A 26,659-nucleotide genomic window follows, 5' to 3' on the forward strand; every position below is an offset into this window, starting at 1 on the left:
CGCCCCGTTCCGCGTTCCCGGCGTCGTCATCCGGGGGTCGTCGGCGCCGGTCGTCGGCGCCAGTCGGTTCAGCGCTGGAACAGCCGGGCGTTCGCCTGCTCGATCTCGGCGTAGTGCGTGCCCGCGCTGCCGAGCGCCTCGGTGATGCTCGCGAGCATCTGCTCGACCTGGCGCTGCGTGGCCGTCCACTCGCCCAGCAGCGACTGGAAGGCCGTCGCGGCCGGGCCGGTCCACGCGCCCTGCAGGGCGCCGAGGTCGGCCGTGAGGCCCGAGACCTCGCCCTGGATGCGCGCGATCGTGCCGCGGGCGGTGCTCACCGCGGTCAGCACCGCGTCGCTGTCGACCTGGTACCGGGTCATGGTCTCCTCCTTGCTCTCCGGCGGAGCCGCTCCCCGCCGTCGAGGGGGAGGTTAGGAGGCGACGGGTGCGGGGCTCGGCGCCGCGGCGCCATCGGGGGCGTCGGCGGGCGTCGCGACCCTGGGGAGGAGCGGCAGCGCCACGCGGAAGGTCGCTCCGCCGCCCGGGGTGTCGAGCACCTCGACCCGTCCGCCATGCAGATCGACGATGGAGGCCACGATCGCGAGGCCGAGCCCGGAGCCGCCGGTGTCGCGCGTGCGGGAGGAATCGGCGCGGAAGAACCGCTGGAAGATCTTCTCCTTGAGCTCGGCCGGGATCCCCTCGCCGTGGTCGACGACGGCGATCGTCGCCATGCCCGCGGGCAGGTCGAGACCGACGACCAGCTCGATGGGGGATCCGGCGTCGGTGAAGCGCATCGCGTTGCCGACGAGGTTCGTGACGACCTGCCGGAGCTTGTTCTCCTCGCCCAGGACGACCGCCGAGAATCCGGGCGCCGTGGGAACGGGCACGTCGAGCGGCGCCGACTGCTCGGGGGCGGATGCCCGCCGCCGGCCGCGCAGGCGCGCCAGCGCCGACCGCGAGGCCGACACCGTACGCCCGTTCGTGCGCGGCTCCCTCGGCGGCGGCGCGAGGTCGGGATCGGCCGGAGGCGTCGCGTCGACCTCCCCGTACTGCGTGGCGCTGGCCTCGTCGATGACGACCTGCACCTCCCGGTCGGGGGCGCCGGCCATGGTGTCGAGGGCGGCGTCGCGGGCGAGGAGCACGAGATCGACCGGTCCGGGCTCGAGGGGCTTGGCTTCGTCGAGGCGGGCCAGTGCGAGCAGGTCGCCGACGAGCGCCGACATCCGGATCGCCTCCTTCTCGATGCGCTCCATCGCCTGCGCGACGTCGGCCTCCTTCTGGATGGCCCCCATGCGGTAGAGCTCGGCGTAGCCCCGCAGGCTCACGAGGGGCGTGCGCAGCTCGTGGCTGGCGTCGCCGACGAACCGACGCATCTGGGCGATGGTCGCGGCGCGGTCGGCGAAGGCGCGGTCGATGCGCGAGAGCATGGTGTTGAGCGAGCGGTTGAGGCGGCCGACCTCGGTGTTGGGGGTCGCGCCGCCCAGGCGCTGGCTGAAGTCGCCGCCGGCGAAGCGCGCCGCGGTCGCCTCGACGTCGCGCAGCGGGCGGAAGGTCGACGAGACGAGCAGGCGCGTGAGCGCGGCGCTGAGGATGACCGCCACGAGCCCGAAGCCGAGGAAGATCGACGCGAAGTTGCCGATGATGCCGTTGGTCGGCGCGAGGTCCGCTCCGATGACAAGCGTCGCGGGCCGCGGCTCGCTCTCGTCGTCGACGAGCGTCAGTGAGAAGGCCGCGAGCCGCCACTGGCCGGAGCGGTTCTCGCTCGCCACCGTGATGCCCTCGCCGTAGCGGGTCTGGACGTACGAGAGGGTGAGACGGCTCGCGTCGGGCGCCTGGGAGCGCCGGGCATCCGTCACGTTGTCGTCGATGAGCGCACCGCTCGCGTCGACCGCGCCGAAGTAGAGCGGCGAGGAGACCACGGAGGAGCCCGTGACGGGCGTGAACGTCTCATCGAAGTCGTCGAGCGAGAGGCGGTCGCCCTGCGCCCGCAGCTCGTCGGCGGCGAGCAGAAGCTGGCGGTCGACCTGCCCGACGAGAGTCTGCTGCAGCACCGTGATGGTGCCGGCGCCGACGATCATGAGACCGATGGTGACCACCAGCACGGTCACCCCGGTGATCTTGGATCGGAGGGAGATCCCCTCCCACCACTTCGTCAGCTGCTCATGCATGGAGGGCCGAGGCTAGACCTTGGCCGCCTTGAGCATGTACCCGAATCCGCGCTTGGTCTGGATGAGCGGCTCGTCGGTGTGCTGGTCGAGCTTGCGCCGCAGGTACGAGATGTAGCTCTCGACGATGCCCGCGTCGCCGTTGAAGTCGTACTCCCACACGTGGTCGAGGATCTGCGCCTTCGACAGCACCCGGTTGGGGTTGAGCATGAGGTAGCGCAGCAGCTTGAACTCGGTGGGGGACAGCTCGATGACGACGTCGCCGACGGCCACCTCGTGCGTGTCCTGATCCATCATGAGCTCGCCCGTGCGGATGATCGCGTCGTCCTCCTCCTGCATCGTGCGGCGCAGGATGGCCTTGATGCGGGCGACGATCTCGTCGAGGCTGAACGGCTTGGTGACGTAGTCGTCGCCGCCGACGGTCAGACCCATGATCTTGTCGTCGGTGTCGTCCTTCGCCGTGAGGAAGAGGATGGGGCTCGTGTACCCGCTCGACCGCAGGCGCTTGGTGACGCCGAAGCCGTTGATGTCGGGGAGCATGACGTCGAGGATGATCAGGTCGGGCTCCTCCTCGAGCACCGCCGAGATCGCCTGCGCGCCGTTGCCGACCGCGCGCACCATGAATCCGGCGAAGCGCAGCGATGTCGTGAGCAGATCGCGGATGTTCGGTTCATCGTCCACGATCAGAATCTTGGGTCCGTCAGCCATGAGGCAAGTATCTGCGCGTTCGTTGCACGTTTCCTGAGAGGCGCGCCGAAGTCGCGCGATATCGACCTGCGACCGACCTCGGTGCCAGCCGGGCGAGCGGGGTGCGCATCATGCGCGATGTCGGTGCGGCGGCGTAGCGTTCCGCCATGGACGTCCTCCTCATCCCCGGCTTCTGGCTCGACGGCGATTCCTGGCAGCCCGTCACCGACGCGCTCGTCGCGGCCGGCCATCGGCCGCATCCCCTCACCCTCCCCGGCAAGGCGCCCGGCGAGTCCGCAGCGGGCATCGGGCTGCGCGACCACGTCGACGCCGTGATCGCGGCGATGGATGCCCTGCCGCAGCCCCTCGTGCTCGTCGGGCACAGCGGCGGCGGCTCGATCGCCTGGGCCGCGGCCGATGCGCGACCCGGGGCCGTCGCCCGGGTCGTCTTCGTGGATGCGCTGCCGTTCCCCGCGGGCGGGCCCGTCAACGACGAGCTGCCCGTCGTCGGCGATGCGGTTCCGCTGCCGGACTGGTCGGTGTTCGAGCCCGATGATCTCGTCGACCTTGACGACGCCCTGCGCGCGCGCTTCGCGGCCATCGCCGTGCCCGAGCCCGCGCGGGTGGCCTCCGACCCGCAGCAGCTGCACGACGATGCGCGGTTCGCGGTGCCGGTGACGATCATCGCCTGCGAGTTCCCCGCCGCGACCGTGCACGAGGTCATCGCCTCGGAGGCGGCGTGGGGCGCGGAGCTGCGCCGGCTGCACGCACTGGAGATCGTCGAGCTGCCGACTGGGCACTGGCCGCAGCTCACCCGCCCGGCAGAGCTCGCCTCGGTCGTGACCTCGGTCGTCGTCGCGACGGCCGGTGCTGCGTAACCCGCCGGGCTAGGCGGCGAGACCGATCGAGGTCGCGTCGAGGATCGTGTAGCTGTAGCCCTGCTCGGCGAGGAACCGCTGGCGGTTCTGCGCGAAGTCCTGGTCGACGGTGTCGCGCGCGACGAGCGTGTAGAAGTGCGCGGGCAGCCCGCTCTTCTTCGGCCGCAGCAGGCGCCCGAGCCGCTGCGCCTCCTCCTGCCGCGAGCCGAACGAGCCCGAGACCTGGATGGCGACGGTGGCCTCCGGCAGGTCGACGGAGAAGTTCGCGACCTTCGAGACCACGAGCACGGGCGTCACGCCGTCGCGGAACTCCTGGAACAGCCGCTCGCGCTCCTCGACCGAGGTTGATCCGGTCAGCTGCGGCACCCCGAGCGCCTCGGCGAGCTCGTCGATCTGGTCGAGGTACTGCCCGATGATGAGGATGCGCTCGTCGGCGTGCTGCTCGACGAGGCGCTTGACGACCTCGAGCTTCGCCGGGGCCGTGGCGGCCATCCGGTAGCGCTGGTCGTCGGCGCTCGCCGCGTACTCCAGGCGCTCGGTGGCCGGGAGGTCGACCCGCACCTCGTAGCAGCTGGCGGGGGAGATGAAGCCCTGGGCCTCGATCTCCTTCCAGGGGGCGTCGAAGCGCTTCGGGCCGATCAGGCTGAACACGTCGCTCTCCCGGCCGTCCTCGCGCACGAGGGTCGCGGTGAGCCCGAGGCGGCGGCGCGCCTGCAGCTCGGCGGTGAGCTTGAAGACCGGCGCAGGCAGCAGGTGCACCTCGTCGTAGACGATGAGGCCCCAGTCGAGGGCGTCGAGCAGGGCGAGGTGCGCGTACTGCCCCTTCCGCTTCGCGGTGAGGATCTGGTACGTCGCGATCGTGACCGGCTTGATCTCCTTGAGCTGGCCGGAGTACTCGCCGATCTCGTCCTCGGTGAGGCTCGTGCGGTTGAGCAGCTCGGTGCGCCACTGGCGGGCCGAGACGGTGTTCGTCACGAGCACGAGCGTCGTCGTGCCGGCCGCGGCCATCGCTGCGGCGCCCACGAGCGTCTTGCCGGCGCCGCAGGGCAGCACCACGACGCCCGAGCCGCCGTCGAAGAAGTGGTCGACGGCCGTCTGCTGGTACGGCCGAAGGCTCCAGCCCTCATGGTCGAGGTCGATCGCGTGCGGGGTGCCGGGGGTGTAGCCGGCGAGGTCCTCCGCCGGCCATCCGATCTTCACCAGCTCCTGCTTGACCTGCCCGCGGGCCCACGCCTCGAGCTCGAAGGTCGTCGAGTCGATGCGGCGCACCAGCAGGGGCGCGACCTTGCGGTTGGAGGCGATCTCGGTGAGCACCGCGGTGTCGGTGCTGCGCAGCAGCAGCACCCCCTCGTCGCCGCGCTCGATGACGAGCCGGCCGTAGCGGCCGACGGTCTCGGCGATGTCGATCGAGACCGACTGCGGCACGGGGAACTTCGAGTACTTCTCCAGCACGGCGAGCATCTCGTCGGCGGCGTGGCCGGCGGCCCGGGCGTTCCAGAGCCCGAGCCGGGTGATGCGGTAGGTGTGCACGTGCTCGGGCGCGCGCTCGAGCTCGGCGAACACGGCGAGGGCGTGACGCGCCTCCTCGGCCAGCGGACTGGCCACCTCCAGCAGCACGGTTCGGTCGCTCTGGACGATCAGCGGGCCGTCAGGATTCATAGCGGGCCAGTCTAGGTGCGCCGCCTGTGAGCGACCGACCGCGGCGGTGCTAGTCGAGCGGCTCGAGCGCCGTGATGCTCGAGACCGGCAGCGTGCGCTCCACGTCGGCGACGCGGTCGCGGCCGCGCACGCGGCCCGCCGCGGCGCCCGTCGGCTCGAGGTCGAACGACCGCTCGCCGCCGTCGGGCATGCGCACGGTGGCGCGCACGCCGAGCTTGCCGCGGATCGCGAGCTCCCACTGCCGCACGACCCAGGCTCCGCCGCTGTCGGGGCCCGAGGCCGCCGAGGATTCGCGCATGCGGCTCACGGCGGCGGCGACGGCGTCGACCGGGGTCGGCACGGTCGCGCGCACGGTGCCGCGACGGGGGCGCTCGAGCGGCACGGCGCCGTCCTCCGGCGCGGCCGGGTAGCGGGCGTCGATGAGGGTCCACAGCACGACGGCGGGCTCGAGCCGGCTGACCAGGCGGTGCGGGCCCACGCGCACGAGCCCCAGCGGGGCGGCGGCGGTGTCGACCAGCACGGCGTCGAGCATGCCGGTGTCGTCGCTGCGCACGGCGGTGCGGGCGCCGAGGTCGGCGGTCTCCTCCGGCGTGAGCTCGGCCACGCGGATGGTGCCGTAGCGGCGGGCGGTCTCGCGCACGAGGTACTCGAGCGGCTGCGGGACGCCGGTGAGCGAGATGCCGGCGAGGAAGGCGAGCAGGGCATCCGCCGTCTCGCCCAGCGCGATCGCGCGACCGAGGGTCTCGGCGGTGATGCGGTAGCGCCCCGCGAGCCCTGCGCTCTCGAGCTCGGCCATGCGGCGCAGCTGCTCGTCGACGCCGCCGTCGAGCGGGCCGGGCGAGACGACGGTGAGGTCGTGCTGCAGGTAGACCTTGTCGACCGTCGTGGGCACGAGCGGGGCGAGCACCTCGGCGGCCGCCTCGGCTCCGCCGGTGACGAGAGCCGCTCCGACGCTCGAGGGCCGGCCGTCGACGGCGATGCCGAGGCGGTCGCCCTGCGCCCCGCGGCGCCGCAGCCGGCCGAGCAGCGCCTCGTCGGCGGCCGGGTAGAGCCAGGCGACGAAGTCGGCGATGCCGTCGCCCCAGCGCGCATCGACGCGGTCGGCGAGAAGGCGGTGCAGCTCATCGGGCAGCTGGGCCAGCCACGCCTCGGCCAGACGCGCCCAGCGCGTCGGCAGGGGCAGGCGGCGCCACTCCTCGGCGTCGTCGAGGGCGAGCGTGCGGCCGTTCGACTCGTGCACGAGGCCGGCGAGGGCGGCGAGGTCGATGAGCACGGGCACCTCGTCGAGCTCGGCGCCGCACGCCTCGGCCAGGCGCTTCGCGTCGGGCAGCGACATGCCGCCCTTCGCGAGCATGCGGGCGGGCGCGGCGACGAGCGCGGCGACGATCTCGGCGATGCGCGTGGCCGTCGTGAACGCGCGCTCGGCCGCCCCCCGGTCGAGGAACCGGCGGTCGGTGTCGTCGACGGGCGCGAGCGCGGCGGGCGGCGGGGTGTCGCGCAGCTGCGCGGCGGAGGGCAGGCCGCGCTCGGGCCACGCGGCCAGCGCCTCGCCGACGGAGGGCCAGACCGTGACGCCCGTCGGCTCGAGCGCGCAGAGCGCCAGGGCGTCGGCGGCGGAGAGGTCGGGGGCGAGCGCGGGCTCCGCACGATCCAGCGCGGCGGCGAGGGCGGCGAGGGGCACGGGCTCGGCGGGATGCTCGGCGGCCGTCGCGAGCGCCGCGAGGGTGCGGCGGCCGAGGCCGGCGAGAGCGGCATCCACCGAATGCGCGTCGAGCAGCGCCTCGGCGAGGTCGAAGATGTCCTTCACCGAGCCGGGGCTCACCGACCGCCCGGTGATGAGGGCGGCGAGGTCGTCATCGCTCCGGTCGCGCAGGCGCGCCGCGAGAGCGAGGGAGGCCGCGCTAGTTGCCGGCATCCTTGGCGGCCCGCCCCCGACGCACGGCGCTGACGACCAGCAGGACGATGATGAGCACGAAGCCGATCGGCAGGCCGATGAGGGGCAGGATGGTGATGAGCGGCCAGATGCCGGTCGCCAGCTCTTCGCGCCCGATGCCGGTGGCGGTGCCGATGATGACCGCGACGAACGACGCCAGGCTCACCACGATGATCGCGGCCACCATGTAGGCGAGCACGCGTTCGATGCGGTTGTTCATGACGATCGACTCTTCGGGCACGGGTTCAGGATAGGGGGGCGCTCCGACAGTGCAGTACCCCCGGTCCAGGGGGAGCGCGCACGCGGTATCGTCGAGCGTCGGGCCCATCCGGCCGATCCGCCCATCTCGAGGAGTACGCGCATGCCCACCGGCAAGGTCAAGTTCTACGACCAGGAGAAGGGTTTCGGCTTCATCACCTCCGACGAGGGAGCCGAGGTGTTCCTGCACGCCTCCGCCCTCCCCGAGGGCGCGGTCGTCAAGGTGGGCAGCCGCCTCGAGTTCGGCGTGGCCGACGGCAAGCGGGGCGCCCAGGCGCTCTCCGTGCGCGTGCTCGACCCGAAGCCGAGCGTCACCAAGATCAACCGCCGCCCGGCGCACGAGATGTCGGTCATCATCGAGGACCTCATCAAGCTGCTCGACGGCATGGGCGGCAAGCTCAAGGGCGGCCGGTACCCCGACTCCGAGCACGGCCGCAAGATCGCCGCCGTGCTGCGCAAGGTCGCGGACGACCTGGATGCCTGACGCGGGCACCCCGGCGACGCCGGGCCGCGACGCCCTCGCCGACCGCCAGGTGCTCGAGCCCATCGCCCGGGCGGCGCTCGCCGAGATCACCCCTGAGTCGACGGTCGGCGCGTTCCGCGAGATCACCGTCGAGGACGCCGTCGCGACCGTGCACTTCTCGCCGCGCATGGGCGGCTACCCCGGCTGGGTGTGGGCCGTCGCCATCGCGGTGAACGAGGGCCTCGAGCCGAGCGTGCTGGAGACCGAGCTCATCCCCTCCGACGGCGCGCTCGTGGCCCCCGAATGGGTGCCGTGGTCGGATCGCCTGGAGGAGTACCTTTCCCATCAGGCGGATGAGGATGACTCCGAGGAGGAGGATTCCGACGACGCGGAGGAGTCGGACGACTCCGAGGAGTCGGATGACGACGATCACGAGCACGACGAGGACGACCTCGATCCGGACGACGACGTCGACGGCGTCGACATCGACGAGCACGCACCGATGACCGAGCACGACGACACCGAGCACGACGACACCGAGCACGACCCGACCGACGAGGATTGATCCCATGACGACGACCGCCCGCGTGCTGAGCGCACGATCCCTCGCGGCGGTCGCCGCCACCGCGCTGCTCGCCCTCTCACTGGGCGGATGCGCGGCGATCAACTCGATCACCGGCGAGGTCGAGCGCGACGACAGCGGCCAGGTCGTCGAGGGCAACGACAGCGCCGACGTCTTCGCCATCGCCGTGGGCGACTGCCTCAACGACGCCTCGGTCGCGGAGGAGGAGGTCAGCTCGCTCCCCATCGTCCCCTGCAGCGAGCCGCACGACAGCGAGGTGTACTCCGCCTTCGACCTGACCACGGCCGAGCTGCCGACCGATGAGGAGCTCGCCGCAGCCGTCGAGGAGAACTGCGGTTCCGCTTTCGAGCAGTTCATCGGGCTCGCCTACGAGGAGTCGCTCTACTACGTCAGCTACTTCAGCCCGAGCGCCGAGAGCTGGGCCACCGGCGATCGCGAGGTGCTCTGCACGGTCTACGACCAGGCGGGCCAGACCACCGGCAGCCTCGAGGGGATCGCCCGCTAGGCGATCCCGCCCGCCCGTCGCCGGCCGCGCCGATCCGCTGCTGCGGCTCAGCCGAGCACGGCGCTCGTGACGTCGGCGACCTCCGGGTCGTCGCGCAGGGCAGCCCGCGCCGCGAGCCCGATGATCGCGCCGTAGGTCGGGTAGGCGAAGCGCACGGCCGCGAGCGTCGCGGCGTCCGCCCCGGCCGCCATCGCGGTCGCGACCGACTGCACGATCTCGATCGCGTGCTCGCCGACGGCGTGCGCGCCGAGCACGAGGTCGCGCCGGCGGTCGACGATGAGCGTCAGGAATCCTCGGGTGCGGTCGTCGATGACGGCCCGGTCGAGGTCGCTGAACGGCACGGTCACGACGATGCAGCCCGGGTCCCGCTCGCGCGCTTCGGCGACCGTCGCGCCCACCCCGCCGTAGTCGGGGTCGGTGAACCCGCCGGAGGGAAGCAGGCTCAGCATCGAGCGCCGGTTGACGCCGAGCACGGCGTTCTCGGCCGCGGCCTCGCCCTCGAACTGGGCTCCCTGCACGAGCATGTCGCGCCCGTTGGCGTCGCCGACGACGAGGATGCTCGGCACGGGCGAGCGGTAGAACCGGTCGACCGGCAGGAAGCCGCGCTCGGGCTCGAGCCCCGCCTTGTCGAGCGCGAGGGGCGCGAGGTCGGCGGGCCACCCCGTGGCCATGACGACGACGTCGACGAGCGTGCGCTGGGCATCCGCCCCCTGCCGCCAGTGGACGGCGATGCCGTCACCGGTCTGCTCGAGGCGGTCGACGCCGGCGATACCCGTGCGCACGGCGACGCCGTCGGCCTCGAAGGCCTCGGCGATGGCGGCCGAGACGCTCTCGTCGCTCGTCATCAGCACGCGCGGGGCGAGGTCGAGCACCGTGACCTCGCTGCCGAGCGAGCGGAAGATCGTCACCAGCTGGGCTCCGGTGTTGCCCGCGCCGATGATGGCGACGCGGCGCGGCAGCTCGGGCAGATCGAGCACGTGCTCTGGCACGGTCGCGAGCTCGGCGCCCGGGATGGGGATGCGGGAGGAGTGCCCGCCGACGGCGAGGATGATCGTGTCGGCGTGGATGCGCCGGCCGCTGTCGATCACCATCGTGTGGGCGTCCTCGAAGCGGGCGCGCCCCTCCTGCAGCAGGCGGATGCCCGCCTCGGCGAACCGCGCCGGCTCGCGCTTCATCTCGCGCACCGCCTGCACCGCGGCGCGCACCCGGCCCGTCGTGGCCGCCCAGTCGACCCGCTCGTCGACGGCGACGATGCCGTAGCGGCCCGCGGTGCGCACCTCGCGCATCAGCCGCGCGGCCTTCGCGAGACCCCGCGTGGGCACGCAGCCGAGGTTGACGCAGGTGCCGCCCGTGGCGGCCGCCTCGACCACGGTGACGTCGGCGCCGAGCTCGCGGGCCCGCAGCGCGGCGGCCGTGCCGCCCGGGCCGGCACCGACGACGAGCACCTCGGTGGTGACGTCGTCGAGCGCGCCCGACGCGGCAGGGCCCGATGCGGTCATCGGGGCGGAGGTCGGCGCGGACGTCGGAGCGGCGGCGGAGGGGGTCATGACGATCAGCGTGCCGCACCCGGGCCTCGCGCGCCCGCGTGCGGGCTGTGCGTCAGCCGAGCGGTGGCGCGGCGGGAGCTGCGGGCGGGGTGAGCGGCGATGCGGGGGCGGGGGGCGGTGCGGCCGCGCTCCCGCGCCGGTCGTGGCCGGTGCGCCGGGAGACGATCACGCCCGCGACGCCGAGCGCGATGCCGATGCCGATCGTGAGCAGGGCGGCCCGGGTGTCGAGGGCGCCGGGCACCGCGAGCATGGCGAGCACGACGGCGAGGCCGAGCATCCACCCGCCCAAGCCCACCCAGAAGGCGCGCGCATCGTTCGTGCGCAGCGGCTCGGGTTCGGGCCGGCGCTCCTCCTGGCGCACCCAGAGGCGCATCGCGCTCAGCCGGCCATCGCGTCGAGCACGAAATCGATCGAGCGGGTGAGCAGCCGCACGTCGTCGGGCTCGATCGCCACGAAGGTGGCCACGCGCAGCTGGTTGCGGCCGAGCTTGCGGTACGGCTCGGTGTCGACGATGCCGTTCGCGCGCAGGGTCTTCGCCACCTGCGCCGCGTCGATCGACTCGTCGAGATCGATCGTGACGACGACGGGGGAGCGGTGGGCGGGGTCGGCGACGAAGGGGGTCGCGAGCGGGTGCGCCTCGGCCCAGTCGTAGAGGTGACCTGAGCTCTCGGCCGTGCGGGCGCCGGCCCAGGCGAGGCCGCCGGATTCGTTCATCCAGCGGGTCTGCTCGTCGAGCATGACGAGCGTCGCGAGCGCCGGCGTGTTGAGCGTCTGCTCGAGGCGGGAGTTGTCGATGGCGGCCGTGAGCGACAGGAACGGCGGGATGTACCGGTCGGAGGCGCCGATGCGCTGCGCCCGCTCGATCGCCGCCGGGCTCATGAGCGCGAGCCACAGGCCGCCGTCGCCCGCGAAGTTCTTCTGCGGGGCAAAGTAGTAGACGTCGGTCTCGGCGACGTCGAAATCGATGCCGCCCGCGGCGCTCGTCGCGTCCACGAGCGTCAGGGCCTCGGGGGATGCCCCCACGCGGGTCACCGGAGCGCTCACGCCCGTCGAGGTCTCGTTGTGGGGGTACGCGTACACGTCGACGCCGTCGACGGGCTCGAGCACGCCGCGCGTGCCGCCCGGCGTCGTCACCGCGTGCGGGGCCTCGAGCCACGGGGCGCTCGCCGAGGCGACGAACTTCGCGCCGAACTCGCCGAAGGCGAGGTGCGCGCTGCGGCGCTCGATGAGGCCGAAGGCCGCGATGTCCCAGAAGGCGGTCGATCCGCCGTTGCCGAGCACGACCTCGTAGCCCTCCGGCAGTCGGAAGAGCTCGGCGAGCCCGGTGCGCACGCTCTTCACGAGGTTCTTCACCGGGGCCTGGCGGTGCGAGGTGCCCAGCACGTCGCGCGCGGCGGCGAGGGCATCCAGCTGGGCGGGCCGCACCTTCGAGGGGCCGCAGCCGAAACGGCCGTCGAGCGGGAGCAGATCGCGGGGGATGACGATGTCGGCCATGGCCTCCATGCTACTGAGCGGGCGGCTGCGCACAGACCGCGTCGATTAGGCTGGAGGTCTGCCCGTCGGGGCGGGGCGATGCGACCGGGAGGCGATCAATGACGGATCTCGTCGACACCACCGAGATGTACCTGCGCACCATCCTCGATCTCGAGGAGGAGGGCATCGTGCCCCTCCGCGCCCGCATCTCCGAGCGCATCGGGCACTCCGGCCCGACCGTGTCGCAGACCGTCGCCCGCATGGAGCGCGACGGCCTCGTGCACGTCGACGGCGACCGGCACCTGCAGCTGTCGGAGACCGGCCGTCACAAGGCGGTCGGGGTCATGCGCAAGCACCGGCTCGCCGAGCGCCTGCTCGCCGACGTCATCGGCCTCGACTGGTCGCTCGTGCACGACGAGGCCTGCCGCTGGGAGCACGTGATGAGCGAGCAGGTCGAGCGCCGGCTGCTGACCCTTCTCGGCGACCCCACCGAGTCGCCCTACGGCAACCCCATCCCGGGGCTGGAGGAGATCGGCGGCCCCGTCGCCGAGTCTTTCCTCGACGGTGTGCTGCCGCTGCCGCACGCGCTCGCCGCCGGCACCCTGCACTGCACCATCCGGCGTCTCGCCGAGCCGGTGCAGTTCGACCCCGATCTGCTGCACCAGCTCCACGAGGCCGGTGTCATGCCCGGCGCGGAGGCGCGGATCCGGGCCGAGGCGAACGGCTACATATCGGTGGAGGTCGTGGGCCGTGCTGAGGGGATCGAACTGCCGACCGAGGTCGCGCAGCACATATACGTCGCCGACTGACGAATAGGCACACCATCTGGGGTCGGCCCGTCGCCTTGTAACCAGACCGTTATCTCGCTTACACTCGCCGGGTCCCCGCGGCCACCCAACCGGCAGGGGATCCTGCACGCGGCATCTCACGCCGCCCGTCCCGCGTGCAGACCGTGGACACCACGAAAGCGGACGGGCCGCCTGCGAGGAGCGGTGAGATGCGAAGAGGCCCAATCTCTTGATCCCAGCGAACCCGACCGGCGCGAGCGCCACCACTCCGGCGATCCGCCGCCCGTTCCGCGACACGTGGAGGGGAACCGCCCTCAACGTCTGCGTCATGACGGTCGCCACCGGCCTCGTCGCGACCCTGGCGCTGCCGGGCTACGCGATCGATCCGGTCGCCAACGCCGACGCTCTCGACGCCGCGACCGCGCAGGCGCAGGTGCGCGCCGCTGAGGCGCAGGAGGTCGACAACGAGGCGACGACCGCGCAGACGGTCGTGCGCGACGCCTTCACCGCGACGACGGTGGAGGAGCTCGAGGCCGCGCGCGCCGCCGAGGCCGCCGCCGCTGCGGCCGCCGCCGCCGCCGAACGTCGGGCGCAGCTCGCCGCCGCCCCCGCCGCTGCCGCGTACTCCGGCCCGACGGTCGGCGACTACATCGCCAACCCCGCCTACCCGACCTTCGATCTCGCGTCGATCGCGGCCGTGGGCCAGCAGTACATCGGCACGCCGTACCGCTTCGGTGGCGCCGACCCCTCGGGCTTCGACTGCTCGGGCTTCGTGCAGTTCGTCTACGCGCAGTTCGGCGTCGCGCTGCCCCATTCCGTCGTCGGCCAGGACGCCATGGGAACCCGCATCGCTCGTGAGGCCGCCGTTCCCGGCGACCTCGTGATCATGCCCGGGCACAACGGCATCTACATGGGCAACGGCATGATCATGGACGCCCCGAAGCCCGGCGCCTTCGTCAGCGTGCGCCCCATCTGGACCGACAACTACTGGATCGTGCGCATCGGCATCTGAGCCCTCGCTCGTGAACCTCTCGTGAATCGGCGCGTCCTCCCAGTGAGGAGCGCCGATTCATGGTCTACCCTGATGCCACTCGGTACCACCAAGAGGAACCCGGGAGAGGCCATGTGCGAGCAGCGCGACATCCAAACCGTGGATGCGCGCGTCCTGTTCCGCATACAGCCCAGCGTTCGCCGGATCGTGCCCTGTCACGTCCGCGACGAGATGAGCACTGCAGTCTGACTGCAGTGCTTTTTTTGTGCCCGCGCGAGCGGGGGCGCTGAACCCTCCCGCCGACGGCGGCACCGGCGAGTAGGACCGCCCGCAGGCCATGCGGGCCCGTTCACCCTGGAGGTTCCGCAGTGCGCACTCTCGTTCTCAACGCCGGCTACGAGCCGCTCGCCGTCGTGTCGTTCCGCCGGGCCCTGGTGCTCGTCATGAACGGCAAGGCCACCGTGCTGGTGCAGGATGTCGAGCACCCCGTGCTGGGCATCCACGATTCGTGGGAGCGCCCCAGCGTCATCGTCCTGCGCCGCTACGTGCGCCTGCCGCACAGCCGTCAGGTGCCGCTCACCCGTCGCGGCGTGCTGCGCCGCGACGGCAACCGCTGCGCCTACTGCGACGGCCACGCCTCGACGATCGACCACGTCATGCCCCGCTCGCGCGGCGGCCGCGACTCGTGGGAGAACCTCGTGGCCTGCTGCCTGCGCTGCAACAACATCAAGAGCGACCGCACCCCCGCCGAGATGGGATGGCGGCTGCGCGTGCAGCCGCGGGCGCCGCACGGCACCGCGTGGCTCGTGCGCGGCATCGAGCGGCCGCAGCCCTCGTGGGACGAGTACCTGGCGCCGGCGGCGGCGTAACGCTAGCTCGAGCATCCCTCGAATGGGGGAGTGTCGATCGGCGGAGCCCCCGTTAGCGTCATGGATCGGGGGTGCTGCCGGTGGACACAGAGTCGAACGCTGCTCGAGCGCGGTTCAGCGCGATCAACGAGCTGCTCTCCCGCGAGGCCGGCTACTCGGTCGCGAAGAAGTGCCTCGAGGTGCAGGCCGCAGCGGAGCGTCGAGACCCCGCTCTGCGCACGGAGACCTCGGTCACGCTCAGCGATGACGCATGGTCCTGGTACGTCGGCGCCATCGGCGAGCGCGTCGTCGGTGAGATGCTCCGCGCGCTCGGGCCGGAATGGATGGTCCGACACGCTGTCCCGATCGGCTCCGGCACGAAGGACATCGATCATCTGGTGATCGGTCCCACCGGCGTCTACGCCATCAACACCAAGCATCACATCGGTGCGAGCATCTGGATCGGAGACCATGTGCTGCGGGTGAACAACGCGAACACCCCGCACATCGCAGCCGCGCGACGCGATGCCGATGACGTGACGGTTCGGCTCGCTCGGCACGCGGATTTCGGCGTTCACGTCGTTCCGGTGCTCGCTCTCGTCGGGCAGTCGACGATCACCGACGGCCGGAAGGGTCCACGATCGCATCCCGCGGTCGTCGATTCCCGTCGTCTCGTCGACTGGATGCTTCGTCAGCCGGCGTCGCATTCCTCGACGGAACTGGAGCTCATCCGTCTCGCGGCAGAGGAGCCGAGCACCTGGCACTCGGACCCCACAGCCGCGCAGACCAGTCGGGTCATGCAGCGGTTCGATCGTCTCGTTGGCGAGGTCGGCGCCGCACCGAAGCCGCGGCGGCGAATACCCGAGCAGCGCCCGGGCGTCGGCCGCGAGGAGAGCACGGTGCGCACGTCCTCGCGTCCGCCTGCTCGATCGGCGGCGCCGCGGCGACCTCGTGGCCCCGGAAAACGGGAGATCGCGCGGCGTGCGCGGCGGAACGAGACGATCATGAAGATGGTGGTGCTCGCTGTCGCGGCGATGACCGCGCCGGCGTGGCTGCCAGGGTTGATCGCCTCCTTCACGTCCGCACTCACTGGTGCGGTGCTCGGCGAATGAGAGCGGGGCGCGGAAGGGCGACCATGTCGTCTCTTCGCCGACGGTCGAAAAGCGAACACGAGGCGGCGCGTCGCAGGCCGCACGTCGCGGCGTGCGCGGTCAGGAGCAATACAGTCCCCCTAAAGGGGGCCTGACCGCCGACGTTCAGACCCCTAACCTGATGGCCGGGGGAACAAAATGTCGTATTTCGGGAATGCGACGGTGGCACGATCCGGGGGGATCACTGCCGTTGAGGAGCCGCTGGCGCGAGCCGCGGGTCAGGATGCCGCGGAGCGGTGCCTTCGGGCGCAGTCCGCGGCCGAGGCTCGCGACTACGCTCTGCGGGTCGGCGATCGGGTGCGCCTGCATCCGGATGCTCGGCCGTGGTTCCACCGCGCGCAGGGGGAGATCGAGCTGGGGCTCGTGCTCGCGATGCTCGGGCCGGAGTGGACGGCGCTGCACGCCGTTCCGCTCGGGCCCCACGCCGCGCTCGCCCACCTGCTGATCGGGCCCACCGGCGTGTACGCCGTCAGCGCCCAGCACCATCGCGGGCTCGACGTGCTGGTCGACGACGAGGGCCTCGTGGTCGGATCGCGCCGGCTCGCGCGCTGCACCGCGGGCGTGCACGAGGCCGCGGCCGCCGGCAGGCGCCTGGCTGCGGCGACCGGGGCGCAGGAGCCGGTCATCCCGGTCACCGTCATCGTCGGCGAGCGCTCGTTCACCGATGCCCGCACCGACGACCGCGACCAGCCGCACGTCATCTCGTCGCGCGACCTGCTCTCGTGGCTGCAGTGGCGGCCCGCCGCCGAGTCGTCGACGCGCCTGCAGCTCGTGCGCCTCGCCGCGGAGGAGCCTGAGACCTGGCACGCCGAGCCGAGCTCGGGGGGCAGCGCGGCGATCATGACGCGCTTCGCCCGACTGGGGGAGGGCGTCGCCCGTTCGGAGCAGCATCTCGGCTCGTTCGGCCGCACGCTGCCGACCGTCGTCGACCCCGCCGGCATCGACGCGCAGATCGACGCGGCTCTCGCCGCCGGACTCATCGGCGCGGGGGCCAGTGCGGTCGCGGCTCCGGCCGTGCGCGTGCGCCGCTCGGTGCGCTCGCACATCGCCGAGGCGCTCGTCGTCGTCGGGTTCGGCCTGCTGCCCGCGGCCGTCTTCGCCGTCGGTCTCGGCGTCTTCGTCTCCCACGGGATGGTGTTCTGAGCGCTGCGCTCGAGTGCGAGATCGGCGCCGCCCGGCGGTGCCGCCCCGCTGATGCGCGCTCCCCGGTGCAGCCCGTACAGTGGAGCGGTCAGCCTCTGTAGCTCAATGGAAGAGCAGTTCCGTCCTAAGGAAAGGGTTGGGGGTTCGAGTCCCTCCAGGGGCACCGGGTCACTCGACGACCCGCACCGTCCTCCACGTGTCGAACGCGATGACGCCCCCCACCACGATGAGGGAGAGCGACATCGAGGCGAGGACGTCGGTCGGCCAGTGGTAGCCGAGGTAGATGCGGCACGATGCCGTGGCGATCACCAGGATGCCCGTGATGAGGAACGCCCCGACGACCGAGAGCGGATTCCGCTGCCGGGAGAACACCAGGAACGTGGTGATGAGCAGGAAGTCGCACACGCCCATGACGTGCCCCGAGGGGAACGACGGCGTGTAGTCGACGTCGAGCAGCATTGAGGAGATGGGCGGCCTGTCCCGCCCGATGAGGGGTGCGAGGGTCTGCACGACGGCCACCCCCGCGATCATCCCGCCGGCGAGCAGCAGGGGTCGCCAGGCGTGCTTCGCGGCGAAACCCCACCACACCGTCGTCACGAGAACGATGATGGGCATCGCGATCGGCCCGAACGCGATCGCGATGACGGTCATGGCCACGGTGAGCTCGGGCGAGCGCATGCCCTGCAGCCAGCCCTGCACGGGCACGTCGATGACGGAGAGCCCGTCGCTCTCGCGCACGGAGTCGAGGATGGCGAGGAAGGCGAGGAGGCCGACCGTGACGAGCACGATCGCGATGATGAAGAGGTCGCGGCGGGCGGAGCCGCGAACCGTGCGCACCTCGACGACGAACTTCTCGTGGAAGCGGCGCACCGCTCCCGGGCGTCCCTGATCCTCTGAGCTCACGAGGCCCTCTCCCGTCGGGATCCCCTTCGGATCGGCGCCACCGTATCGCGCGAGCGCCCGTTGCGCCCGCATTCCGGCGGGAGGGCGGGCGCCCCGCGAGGCGCCCGCCCCGTTGCTCACGCCGTCAGGATGACCTTGAGCGCCTTCGTCTCGGCGGCGCGGCCGAAGGTGTCGTAGGCGCTGAGGATGTCGTCGAGCGCGAAATGGTGGCTGATGAAGCCGTTGACGGCGAGCCGGCCCTGCGCGAGGAGCTTGATGAGCATGCGCGAGGTGTCGGTGTTGACGAGCCCCGTCGTGATCGTGAGGTTCTGGATCCACGCGGTCTCGAGGGGGAAGCTCACCGGCTTGCCGTGCACGCCCACGTTCGCGACGTGCCCGCCCGGGCGCACGATCGCGAGGCACATGTCCCAGGTCGCGGGAACGCCGACCGCTTCGATGGCGACGTCGACGCCGAGACCGTCGGTCAGCGCGAGCACCTGATCCTTCCAGTCGGCGTCGGAGGAGAGCACCCCGTCGCTGGCGCCGAAGCGCTTCGCCTGCTCGACGCGGTTGGCGTCGATGTCGACGGCGATGACGCGGCTCGGTCCGTAGAGCGCGGCGGTGGTCATCGCGGCGAGGCCCACGGGGCCTGCGCCGATGACCGCCACGACGTCGCCCGGTTCGACCGCGCCGTAGCGCACGCCGATCTCGTGCCCGGTCGGCAGGATGTCGCTGATCATCGCGGCGTCCTCCGCGGTGACGCCCTCGGGCACGCGGTGCAGCGAGGTTCCGGCGAAGGGCACGCGCACGTACTCGGCCTGCGTGCCGTCGATGAGGTGGCCGAGGATCCAGCCGATGCCCGAGGAACCCTCGTCGGCGAGGCAGTGCGAGTACATGCCGTCGAGGCAGTAGCCGCACGTCCCGCAGGCCGAGATGCAGGAGATGATCACCTGGTCGCCGACGGCGATGCCGGCGACGGCGGCGCCGATCTCCGTCACGATCCCGACGCCCTCGTGCCCGAGGATGCGGCCCGCCTCCACCGTGGGCACGTCGCCCTTCAGGATGTGCAGGTCGGTGCCGCAGATCGTCGTCGTCTCGATCCTCACGATCGCATCGGTCGGCGCCAGGATGCTCGGATCGGGCACCTCCCGCCACGAGATCGATGACGGCCCGTCGTAGACCAGCGCTTTCATGGTGCCTCCTCGTCGTCGGCGGAGTGCCCGCGGGCCTCATCGTCGCGGTCGCCGAGCGCGGCCGCCAGGGACTTTCGGCCCGAAGGGTGCGGTCTCCGAGACCCTCGGTGGAGCATCCGCCCACGCGGGACCTTCGTCACTGGCCGCTCCTCCGGCCGGCGACGACGATCGAGCGGTGCGGCCACCTCGGTCGCCGTCGCAGGGAGGTGCGTCATGATCCGCCGTCGTCCCATCCGATATCTGCTGCTCGGGCTCACGGGGGGTGTCGCCGCCACGTCCGTCGCGGGCGGCATCGCTCTCATCACCGGCGCGATCTGGCCGGGCGCCCTGTCGGGCATCAGCCCCCCGCTGGAGTACCTGGAGGGTTCGCCCTTCGACTCCTACCTGCTGCCCGGGATCGCGCTCGCGCTGATCGTGGGCGGGCTGCACGGGGTCGCCTTCACCGCGGTGCTGCAGCGCATGAACCGGGCGAATCTCGCCGTGACGATCGCCGCGTACGCGATCGTGATCTGGATCATCGTGCAGATGACGATCATCCCGTTCAGCATCCTGCAGACCGTCTACCTGGCCGTCGGCCTGGCCGAGATCGGCCTCGTGCTGATCGTCCTCGGCGTGTTCAGCGACGATCGGGAGCCCCCGCGCCACCGGCCGCCGGACGAGGCGCGACTCGCGATGCGCCATCGCATCGGGGTCGGCTGATGAACGCCGACGAGGCGGTGACGGCGGCGTCCGCGGGCTCCGCACCCCGATCCGAGGGGTGGGATGCCCGGCGCGCGCTCGTCGTCTACGAGAGCCTCTGGGGCAACACCGAGAGGGTCGCCCGGGCGATCGCCCGCGAACTCGAGCTGCGCATGACGGTGGTGATCGAGAACGCGGAGACCGCTCCGACGGTGCTGGACGGCTTCGACCTCGTGATCGCCGGAGGGCCCACCCACGCGTTCTCGATGAGCCGTGCATCCACCCGGCAGGCGGCGGTGCTCAACAACGCCGCGCCGCGCGTGGTCGACCGCGGCCTGCGGGAGTGGCTCGACCGCGTGCTCCCCGTTCCCCGCCCGATCGCGGCCGCCGCCTTCGACACGCGCGTCGACTCGCCTCGACTGCCGGGATCCGCGGCCAAGGCGGCTCGGCACGAGCTGCGATCGCGCGGCTTCGACGTGCGGGCCAAGGCCCGCACCTTCCGCGTGCACGGCTACGAGGGCCCGCTCCTCGACGGGGAGCTCGACGGTGCGGCGGAGTGGGTGCGCGAGCTGCTGCGGGAGATTCCTCCGCCCGCTCCGGCGGCCTCGCACGAGCACCGCGCCGACCGGTGAACCGCGTGCGGCCGGCATCGATGCGCGCCCGCCGTCACGGGCTCGGCGACGCGGGACCCCGCGACGATGCCCCCGCCGGCCGAGGCCGGCGGGGGCATCGCATCCGCTGATCAGTTCAGCGTGAACTCGACCGTGGTGGCGTTGCCGGCCACGTCGTAGGCGACGAGCGCGTTGGCGCCCACGACGGCGCCGAAGACGCCGGGCTCGATGAAGTTGACGTCGGACCACTTGTTGTCGGTCAGGTCCTTCTCCACGCCGTTCAGCACGACGCGGTCGATCGAACCGGCGTCGTAGAGCTTGACGCTCACGAGGTCGTAGGTCGATCCGGTTGCTTGGGTGAAGCGCGCCTCGGGCTTGACGGTCACCGTCGGGGCGGTGGCGTCGATCGTGACGGGGACGGTGCGGGTCTGCGAGACGTTGCCGGCGGCATCCTGCGCGTTGTACCGGATGAGGTACGTGCCATCGGGCAGCGAGACCGTCGCCGTGTGCGTGCCGCTGGCGCCGCTGACGGCCGTCTGCGTGCTCTTCACGAGGGTCGAGCCCTGGTAGATGTTCGCCACGATGCGGCGCAGGGCCGTGTCATCAGTGGCGTCGACCTGCAGCGAGAGCGTCGAGAAGGGGCCCTTCGTGGTCGGGGTGACGAGGGTCGCCTCCGGCCTCGCGACGTCGGGGGCGGGCTCCAGGGTGATGGTGAAGGCCGGGTTCCAGAAGAAGTTCAGCACCTCGCTCGAGGAGTAGGAGTAGACGCCGTCGCGCTCGGTGACGGTGAAGGCGTTCACATCGCCCGCGGTGACCGAGGCGATGCGGGTGCCGGCAGGCGGGGTGAGGCGCACGCTGAGCTCGCCCGGCAGGTGGCGGATGTAGCCGCCGGCCTGGAACGCCTCGTAGGTGCCGGGCTGGAAGGAGTACTCGGTGGCCGGGTACCAGTCCTCGCCCGAGCCGAGCTCGAGGGCGACCCCGGAGACGGGGGCGCCCTCGGTGTCGACGACGTTCGCGACGCTGCGGAGGGCCGACATGCCGATCAGGCGCTCCTCGCCGTCCTCGTCGATCACGAGCTCGAGCACGCCCTGCTGGCCGAAGTACTCGGCGGAGGCGAGGCGGGTGATGTCGGCCGCGGAGGCGGCGCCCGTGGCGTCGAAGAGAACCTCGCCGGCGGGGCCGTTCGGGTAGCCCAGGTAGAGCGTCGCCGGTCCGGCCGGGATGTCGGCGAAGCGGTAGAGGCCGTCGTCGTCGGCGCTGCGGTAGTGCCGGGTGCCCTCGACATCGATCAGCTGCGCGGCGAGGGAGGTGTTGAGGGAGTCGATGTCGCCGTTCGGGGCGGTCTTGCTCGGGTCGAACAGGCCGTCGGCGTAGCGGTCGTCGAAGCGGGTGACGGTGAGGTCGCCGGTGGCGGCGTCGGGGGCGGGCTGCGCGGTCGCGGGCAGCGGTGCCGCGACCAGGAGGGCGGCGAGACCGACGGCGGCGCCGATCGTGGGGGTGAATCGCATCGGGGTGCTTCCTTACGGGGGATGAGAGGGAGGAGGGGGTGGGCCGGAGGCCCGACCCGGCACGACGCTAAGCGCCGGGAGGGCGCTCTTCGAGGGATGTTCGGGGATGTTCACCGAGCGGTCGCGGAGTCGTCACCGCCGCCCGACGGCCGGGCGCGTCGCCGCGGGCGCACCGCCGTCTGTTCCGGGTGCAGGACCTTCGTCACTGCCCATCGCCCTCCGATGGGGGCATCATCGCGCGGCGCGGCCATCCCGGCCGGCACGGAGGGTCGTCATGTCTCGCCATCGAGTCGCCCGGTTCCTGCTGCTCGTCATCACCGGATCGGTCGCCGTCACCGCTGTCATCGGCGGCATCGCTCTCGCCGCCGGATCCCTCCGGCCCGCGGGACGATCGGTGGTCGTGCCCTCGCTGGAGCACCTGGAGGGTTCCCCCTTCGACTCGTACCTGCTGCCGGGGGTGCTGCTCGCGGGCATCGTGGGCGGTCTGCACGTGCTCGCCGTGACCGCGGTTCTCGCAGGGATGCGCCGGGCATCCCTCGCCGCCGCGATCGCGGGGTACGCGCTCGTGATCTGGATCGTGGTGCAGATGACGATCGTGCCGTCCGGACCGCTGCAGGTGATCTACGCCGCCGCAGGCCTCGCGGAGATTGGGCTCGCGCTGCTCGTGCTGGGCGTGGTCGGCCCCGAGGGCGGACCGCGTCGCCGCGGCGAGCCGGGTCGGGCGGCACTTCTGCGGCCTGCGCGCTGACCCGTTCGAGGAGCGGGCGCCGGCGGTCGGGGGGTCGCCGGCGCCCGTCGTCGTCGTCAGATGCTGACGGCGAGCCTGTTGTCGACCGCGGTCACGTGCGGCGACGCCCATGCGGCCTGGGCGGCCTGCCGCCGCGCCGCCCACGATCGGACGGACCCGGTGAGCGTCACGGTCGTCCCCGTGACGGCGACGTGGATGCTGTCGGAATCCAGCAGGGCGTTGCGGGCGATGGCACGGGCGATCCGCTCACGGGCATCCGGTGCGGAGGGACGGGCGGTGAGGGTGACGCGGTTGTCGACGGAGAGCACGCCGGGGAGCACCTGCACGGCTCGACGGGCTGCTGCGCGCTGGTAGTCCCACTCGGCCTCGCCGATGAGGACCACGGCATGACCGTGCACCTCGGCTCTGATCGAGTCGGGCACGTTGACGGAGGTGCTGAGAGCTCGAGCGACCTCCTTCGCGACATCCGTCTCCGACACCGAACCTTGGGGGGAGGGGTGCACCGTGATGTCGTCGATGACGGTTCGAACCCCGCGGACCCGCTCCGTCGCGCGCAGAGCGGCGACCCGCTCGGAGAAGGTGCGCACCTCGCCGGAGAGCCGCACGGTGCCGTCGTCGACCGCCACGCCGATCGCGTCGGCATCGACGTCGGGAGTCCAGCGCAGCTCCTCCTGGACGAGGCCCTGGAGGTCGTGGTCGGTGCGGACTCGGGTCGTGGTGACCATGGGCGGATCCCTTCCTCGTGCCGTGTGCATCGCGCGACTGCGCGCCTCCATGCTCGCCGCGCGATCGGGGCCGCCGCAGGGGCGAAGGTCCTGCGGGAGGGGGCGTCGCCGTCGGCGTCGGCCGGTGCGGCGCCTCGGGGGACCTTCGGCCTGGAGCGCGGGCGCGGAGGCGACCGACGATGGTCACCCCGCCTTCCGACGGCGGCTCGACAGGGAAGGGCATCATGAGCACCCGTACTCTCATCCGCACCGGCACCCGCACCGCGGCGACCCCCGCGTCGATCCGCGTCGTCATCGGACCGGCGGACATCGAGCTGCCCCCCACCGAGCCGATCGACCTCACCGCGCTCGCGGAGTCGATCGCGCGGACCTGAGCCCATCGACCCCCGAGGAGTCGTCGGCTAGCGCTCGACGAGCGGGAGAGGCGCGGCGGCGCTCTCGTGCGATCGACGGCGAGCTCCGGCATCCGCCGCGCTGTGGACCACTAGGACGGGGCAGCGCGCGTGCTGCGCGACCGCCGTGCTGACCGAGCCGAGCAGCAGGCCGGCGACACCGCCGTGCCCGCGACTGCCGACGACGATCATGGTCGCGGAGTCGCTCCGCCGGATGAGCTCCGGTGCGGCGGGGCCGGCCACGACGGCGCGGTGGAGATCGGAGGGCGGAGACCCCGCGAAGACCGTCTCGACGGCCTCGTCGAGGATGGCGGACGCATCCGCCTCGGGCGACCAGCCGGCGAGGGGCATCATCCCCGCGACGGCCACCGGGTACTGCCACGCGGTGATCGCGAGGAGCGACGCGTCGAACGCCCGGGCGATCGTCGCACCGGTGCGCAGCGCTTCGAGCGAGGCGGGCGACCCGTCGACGCCGATGACGACGGCGCCCGTCGCGGATGGTGCGTCGGATCGCATGGGGGATCTCCTTCTCATTCCGAACCGGCCGTCATCGGCGCGCCCGGCTGGTGATCGTGCAGACGATGCTCGGCCCCGTACACCGCGGCCTGCGTGCGACGCTCCATGCCGAGCTTCGCGAACAGGGCGCTGACGTAGTTCTTGACGGTCTTCTCCGCGAGACCGAGCCGGGCGCCGATCTCGCGATTGGTGAGCCCGTCGGTGATGAGGCGCAGCACCTGCTGCTCGCGAAGACCCAGGGCAGGCTCGGCGGCCGCGTCGTGCGCGGAGGGCGCCGGGTCGAGAGCCTGCACGGCGCGGCGGACGAGCTCGGGTGATTGCACCCGACGGTGCGAGGCCGCCGTGCGGATGGCGGTCACCAGCGATCGTCCGCGGATGTTCTTCAGGACGTAGCCGCTCGCCCCCGCCAGGATCGCGGAGCGCAGCGCGACGTCGTCGTCGTACGCGGTGAGGATGAGGCACTCGGTCGAGGGCATCGTCGAACGGATCTCCCGGCAGAGGTCGACGCCGCTGCCGTCCGGCAGGCGGACGTCGAGCACGGCGACGTCCGGATGGGTCGCGTCGATGCGGCGCAGCGCCTCCTCGACGGAACCCGCCTCGCCGACGACCGCGAGGTCGGGCTCGGAGTCGACGAGGGCGGCGAGACCCGTGCGCACGATCTCGTGGTCGTCGACGAGGAAGACGCGGATCATGGCGCCCTCCTCGGGCGGATCGGCACGCTCCAGACCGCGATCCTGCCGTCCTCGGTCGACCGCACCGAGCTGCGGCCGCCGTGATGCCGTGCACGCGCGGCGAGCCGGGCGAGGCCGCGGCGAGCAGAGGCGGCCCTCAGCCCTCGTCCGTGGTCGTGCACCTCGAGGGAGACGAGCTCGTCCGAGGCGCTCACGCGAACCCGCACCCTCGTCGCATCGGCATGCCGATCGACGGAGCCCAGCAGGTCGCGAAGAGCGGCGACGAGGTCGTCGGCCAGCGCGGCATCGACGACCAGGTCGAGCGCGCCGTCGAAGGTGATGAGCGGGGGAGCGCGCCACCCGTCGCTCGCGTCGCTCACCACGGCGAGAAGACGGTCGCGCAGTCGGCGCCCCTCGCCCAACCCCGGGTCGCCGAGCGCGAAGACGATCGTGCGGATGTCCGCGATCACCTCGTCGATCACGGCGGCGTGCGCGTCCACGGTCGTGGCCGCGGCACCGGGCGACTCCTCCTGCAGAGCGAGGCCCATGCCGAAGAGCCGTTGGATGACGTCGTCGTGCATGTCGCGCACGATGCGCGAGCGATCCCGCGACGTCGTGAGACGATGCCGGTCGTCGCGCGCGCGGACGAGCTGGAGAGCGACGCTCGCGTGCGCGGCGAACACGGAGGCCATCTCGAGATCCTCGGCCGTGAACCGCGTCGCACCGGGGGAGCGGGACACCGTCAGCACGCCGAGGGCGTCACCGCCCGCGCTGAGGGGGATCGCGATGGTCTGGCCGATATCGTCCCGCGCTCCGGCGATCGGGGGGTGAGGCGGGGACGGCGACTGGACGGGCCTCCGCAGGGCGAGCGCTCGGGCGCTCAGCGTTCCTGCGGAGGGGAAGGCGCGCCCGCGCATCCCGTCGGCACCGTCGCCGACCGCGGCCGCGAGAAGGAGCGTGCCCTCCTCCTGCGGAACGGCGACGGCCACCAGCCGAGCATCCATGATCGCGGCGACGCGGTCGGCGATCAGATCGAGGGCCGAGCCGTCGGCGTCGTCGAGCAGCGCCGACATGACCTCGACCGTCGCCGCCCGCCAGGCTTCGCGGGCGCGGATCGATTCGTGCATCTGCGCACTCGCGACCGCCGCCCCCGCGGTCTCCGCGAGCGCCGTGAGGAGCGCTTCGTCGTCGTCGGTGAAGTAGTCGTCGTGGCTCTCGGCGAGCTGGAGGATCCCCGTCCATCCGGAGCGGAGGGGGATCGGGATGCTGAGGTGCGAGATCGTCGAGGGCTCCTGCGTCGCGAGGGCGGGCATCCTCTCGCAGGAGGGTTCGTCGGGGGCGCCGTCCTCGGGCGATGCGGACGCGACGCGTCCGACCCGGTTCGCGTCGACCCCGATGCGGATATCGCGGTCGACGGTGCCGTCGGGAGCGATGAGGCGGAGCCCTCCGACGCGAGCGTCGACCGCCTGCATCGCCGAGGCGACGGTGCGATTGAGCACGACATCGAGGTCCAGCGACTCCATGATGGAGGCGGCTGCCGTCACGAGGCCGCGCAGACGCCGCTCGGCCGGCGTGGGCACCGCGACGTCGGGCCCGCCGGCGACGCGATCAGTTCGAACGGACGGCACCATGCTCACCTCCTCTCGGTGCGGCGCCTACGGCTGTCGAGCCTCGGCGGGGTGGG

The 26,659-nt window shown here is 72.3% G+C and carries 29 protein-coding genes and 1 tRNA gene; 14 read left to right on the forward strand and 16 right to left on the reverse strand.

What is annotated here, in order from left to right; all coding sequences use genetic code 11:
* Positions 1-68 precede the first annotated feature (68 nt).
* From OVN18_RS07205 to OVN18_RS07215, 3 genes are read right to left on the reverse strand one after another with little or no spacing between them, the layout of a single operon-like run.
* Positions 69-359 carry a WXG100 family type VII secretion target gene (locus OVN18_RS07205; RefSeq protein WP_168915029.1) on the reverse strand — a complete coding sequence of 97 codons (291 nt, stop codon included), beginning with the start codon at positions 357-359 and terminating at the stop codon, positions 69-71.
* Positions 360-410: 51 nt separating this feature from the next.
* Entirely contained in the window at positions 411-2,147 is a 1,737-nt protein-coding gene (locus OVN18_RS07210; RefSeq protein WP_267780038.1) for a sensor histidine kinase, read from the reverse strand.
* Between the two features lie 12 nt (positions 2,148-2,159).
* Entirely contained in the window at positions 2,160-2,852 is a 693-nt protein-coding gene (locus OVN18_RS07215; protein ID WP_267780039.1) for a response regulator transcription factor, read from the reverse strand.
* 146 nt (positions 2,853-2,998) lie between these two features.
* Here OVN18_RS07215 and OVN18_RS07220 point away from each other — a divergent pair, with 146 nt between their 5' ends.
* Positions 2,999-3,709 carry an alpha/beta fold hydrolase gene (locus tag OVN18_RS07220; protein ID WP_267780040.1) on the forward strand — a complete coding sequence of 237 codons (711 nt, stop codon included), beginning with the start codon at positions 2,999-3,001 and terminating at the stop codon, positions 3,707-3,709.
* Between the two features lie 9 nt (positions 3,710-3,718).
* On the opposite strand, the gene OVN18_RS07225 is transcribed toward OVN18_RS07220, so the two are convergent.
* The 3 genes from OVN18_RS07225 to OVN18_RS07235 are packed head-to-tail and all read right to left on the reverse strand — an operon-like array spanning position 3,719 to position 7,542.
* On the reverse strand, positions 3,719-5,368 hold the full coding sequence (locus tag OVN18_RS07225) for a DNA repair helicase XPB (RefSeq protein ID WP_267780041.1): 1,650 nt from the start codon (positions 5,366-5,368) through the stop codon (positions 3,719-3,721).
* Positions 5,369-5,417: 49 nt separating this feature from the next.
* Positions 5,418-7,283, reverse strand: a complete 1,866-nt coding sequence (locus tag OVN18_RS07230; RefSeq protein WP_267780042.1) for a helicase-associated domain-containing protein — start codon at positions 7,281-7,283, stop codon at positions 5,418-5,420.
* Positions 7,270-7,542 carry a multidrug ABC transporter ATPase gene (locus tag OVN18_RS07235; protein WP_267738983.1) on the reverse strand — a complete coding sequence of 91 codons (273 nt, stop codon included), beginning with the start codon at positions 7,540-7,542 and terminating at the stop codon, positions 7,270-7,272. Before OVN18_RS07235 ends, OVN18_RS07230 begins: the two co-directional genes overlap by 14 nt.
* A 120-nt stretch (positions 7,543-7,662) precedes the next feature.
* On the opposite strand from OVN18_RS07235, the gene OVN18_RS07240 reads away from it, so the two are divergent.
* Genes OVN18_RS07240 through OVN18_RS07250 form a run of 3 tightly spaced genes read left to right on the forward strand, consistent with a single transcriptional unit; the run spans position 7,663 to position 9,110 of the window.
* The gene (locus OVN18_RS07240; protein WP_267738984.1) at positions 7,663-8,043 is read left to right on the forward strand and encodes a cold-shock protein; all 381 of its coding nucleotides are present in this window, start codon (positions 7,663-7,665) and stop codon (positions 8,041-8,043) included.
* Positions 8,036-8,587, forward strand: coding sequence for a DUF3027 domain-containing protein (locus OVN18_RS07245; protein ID WP_267780043.1), 552 nt, complete (start codon positions 8,036-8,038; stop codon positions 8,585-8,587). The genes OVN18_RS07240 and OVN18_RS07245 overlap by 8 nt, the downstream gene beginning before the upstream one ends.
* Before the next feature lie 4 nt (positions 8,588-8,591).
* A complete protein-coding gene (locus OVN18_RS07250) occupies positions 8,592-9,110 on the forward strand; it encodes a septum formation family protein (RefSeq protein ID WP_267738986.1) in 519 nt (172 codons plus the stop codon).
* Positions 9,111-9,157: 47 nt separating this feature from the next.
* On the opposite strand, the gene OVN18_RS07255 is transcribed toward OVN18_RS07250, so the two are convergent.
* The 3 genes from OVN18_RS07255 to serC are packed head-to-tail and all read right to left on the reverse strand — an operon-like array spanning position 9,158 to position 12,151.
* Positions 9,158-10,657, reverse strand: coding sequence for a dihydrolipoyl dehydrogenase family protein (locus OVN18_RS07255; RefSeq protein WP_267780044.1), 1,500 nt, complete (start codon positions 10,655-10,657; stop codon positions 9,158-9,160).
* A gap of 52 nt (positions 10,658-10,709) precedes the next feature.
* Complete coding sequence (locus tag OVN18_RS07260) at positions 10,710-11,030, reverse strand: hypothetical protein (RefSeq protein ID WP_267738988.1); 321 nt, start codon at positions 11,028-11,030, stop codon at positions 10,710-10,712.
* Positions 11,031-11,035: 5 nt separating this feature from the next.
* Entirely contained in the window at positions 11,036-12,151 is a 1,116-nt protein-coding gene (gene serC, locus OVN18_RS07265; protein ID WP_267780045.1) for a phosphoserine transaminase, read from the reverse strand.
* A 98-nt stretch (positions 12,152-12,249) separates the two neighbouring features.
* Between serC and OVN18_RS07270 the strand changes: the two genes are divergently transcribed.
* The 6 genes from OVN18_RS07270 (at position 12,250) to OVN18_RS07295 (ending at position 17,214) form a co-directional block, all read left to right on the forward strand.
* Positions 12,250-12,939 carry a metal-dependent transcriptional regulator gene (locus OVN18_RS07270; protein ID WP_267738989.1) on the forward strand — a complete coding sequence of 230 codons (690 nt, stop codon included), beginning with the start codon at positions 12,250-12,252 and terminating at the stop codon, positions 12,937-12,939.
* 208 nt (positions 12,940-13,147) lie between these two features.
* On the forward strand, positions 13,148-13,930 hold the full coding sequence (locus tag OVN18_RS07275; RefSeq protein WP_267780046.1) for a C40 family peptidase: 783 nt from the start codon (positions 13,148-13,150) through the stop codon (positions 13,928-13,930).
* A gap of 347 nt (positions 13,931-14,277) precedes the next feature.
* Positions 14,278-14,778, forward strand: a complete 501-nt coding sequence (locus OVN18_RS07280) for an HNH endonuclease (RefSeq protein WP_267780047.1) — start codon at positions 14,278-14,280, stop codon at positions 14,776-14,778.
* Positions 14,779-14,849: 71 nt separating this feature from the next.
* Positions 14,850-15,869 (forward strand): nuclease-related domain-containing protein, encoded by a 1,020-nt coding sequence (locus tag OVN18_RS07285; RefSeq protein ID WP_267780048.1) that lies wholly within the window; start codon positions 14,850-14,852, stop codon positions 15,867-15,869.
* A 336-nt stretch (positions 15,870-16,205) separates the two neighbouring features.
* Entirely contained in the window at positions 16,206-17,051 is an 846-nt protein-coding gene (locus tag OVN18_RS07290; protein WP_267780049.1) for a nuclease-related domain-containing protein, read from the forward strand.
* 91 nt (positions 17,052-17,142) lie between these two features.
* A tRNA-Arg gene (locus OVN18_RS07295) sits at positions 17,143-17,214 on the forward strand.
* A 5-nt stretch (positions 17,215-17,219) separates the two neighbouring features.
* Here the strand turns inward: OVN18_RS07295 and OVN18_RS07300 are convergent.
* Positions 17,220-17,954 (reverse strand): phosphatase PAP2 family protein, encoded by a 735-nt coding sequence (locus OVN18_RS07300; RefSeq protein ID WP_267780050.1) that lies wholly within the window; start codon positions 17,952-17,954, stop codon positions 17,220-17,222.
* A 116-nt stretch (positions 17,955-18,070) separates the two neighbouring features.
* Positions 18,071-19,126, reverse strand: a complete 1,056-nt coding sequence (locus tag OVN18_RS07305) for a zinc-dependent alcohol dehydrogenase family protein (protein ID WP_267780052.1) — start codon at positions 19,124-19,126, stop codon at positions 18,071-18,073.
* Positions 19,127-19,339: 213 nt separating this feature from the next.
* Between OVN18_RS07305 and OVN18_RS07310 the strand changes: the two genes are divergently transcribed.
* Together OVN18_RS07310 and OVN18_RS07315 are read left to right on the forward strand one after the other, a co-directional pair.
* The gene (locus OVN18_RS07310) at positions 19,340-19,825 is read left to right on the forward strand and encodes a hypothetical protein (RefSeq protein WP_267780053.1); all 486 of its coding nucleotides are present in this window, start codon (positions 19,340-19,342) and stop codon (positions 19,823-19,825) included.
* Positions 19,825-20,436: a flavodoxin family protein gene (locus OVN18_RS07315; protein WP_267780054.1), complete on the forward strand. Its 612-nt coding sequence runs from the start codon at positions 19,825-19,827 to the stop codon at positions 20,434-20,436. Before OVN18_RS07310 ends, OVN18_RS07315 begins: the two co-directional genes overlap by 1 nt.
* Positions 20,437-20,546: 110 nt before the next feature.
* On the opposite strand, the gene OVN18_RS07320 is transcribed toward OVN18_RS07315, so the two are convergent.
* Positions 20,547-21,923 (reverse strand): Ig-like domain-containing protein, encoded by a 1,377-nt coding sequence (locus OVN18_RS07320; RefSeq protein WP_267780056.1) that lies wholly within the window; start codon positions 21,921-21,923, stop codon positions 20,547-20,549.
* Positions 21,924-22,197: 274 nt separating this feature from the next.
* On the opposite strand from OVN18_RS07320, the gene OVN18_RS07325 reads away from it, so the two are divergent.
* Complete coding sequence (locus OVN18_RS07325; RefSeq protein WP_267780057.1) at positions 22,198-22,671, forward strand: hypothetical protein; 474 nt, start codon at positions 22,198-22,200, stop codon at positions 22,669-22,671.
* 56 nt (positions 22,672-22,727) lie between these two features.
* On the opposite strand, the gene OVN18_RS07330 is transcribed toward OVN18_RS07325, so the two are convergent.
* Positions 22,728-23,396: a BON domain-containing protein gene (locus tag OVN18_RS07330; RefSeq protein ID WP_267780058.1), complete on the reverse strand. Its 669-nt coding sequence runs from the start codon at positions 23,394-23,396 to the stop codon at positions 22,728-22,730.
* A gap of 224 nt (positions 23,397-23,620) precedes the next feature.
* On the opposite strand from OVN18_RS07330, the gene OVN18_RS07335 reads away from it, so the two are divergent.
* Entirely contained in the window at positions 23,621-23,770 is a 150-nt protein-coding gene (locus OVN18_RS07335; RefSeq protein WP_267739039.1) for a hypothetical protein, read from the forward strand.
* 27 nt (positions 23,771-23,797) lie between these two features.
* On the opposite strand, the gene OVN18_RS07340 is transcribed toward OVN18_RS07335, so the two are convergent.
* The 3 genes from OVN18_RS07340 to OVN18_RS07350 are packed head-to-tail and all read right to left on the reverse strand — an operon-like array spanning position 23,798 to position 26,606.
* Positions 23,798-24,304 (reverse strand): universal stress protein, encoded by a 507-nt coding sequence (locus tag OVN18_RS07340; RefSeq protein WP_267780059.1) that lies wholly within the window; start codon positions 24,302-24,304, stop codon positions 23,798-23,800.
* A 14-nt stretch (positions 24,305-24,318) separates the two neighbouring features.
* Positions 24,319-24,996, reverse strand: coding sequence for a response regulator (locus tag OVN18_RS07345; RefSeq protein WP_267780060.1), 678 nt, complete (start codon positions 24,994-24,996; stop codon positions 24,319-24,321).
* Positions 24,993-26,606, reverse strand: a complete 1,614-nt coding sequence (locus OVN18_RS07350) for a GAF domain-containing sensor histidine kinase (protein ID WP_267780062.1) — start codon at positions 26,604-26,606, stop codon at positions 24,993-24,995. The genes OVN18_RS07345 and OVN18_RS07350 overlap by 4 nt, the downstream gene beginning before the upstream one ends.
* Positions 26,607-26,659 lie beyond the last annotated feature (53 nt).

Origin of the sequence: Microcella daejeonensis (genome assembly GCF_026625045.1) — a bacterium.
GTDB classification, from domain to species: Bacteria; Actinomycetota; Actinomycetes; order Actinomycetales; family Microbacteriaceae; genus Microcella; species Microcella daejeonensis.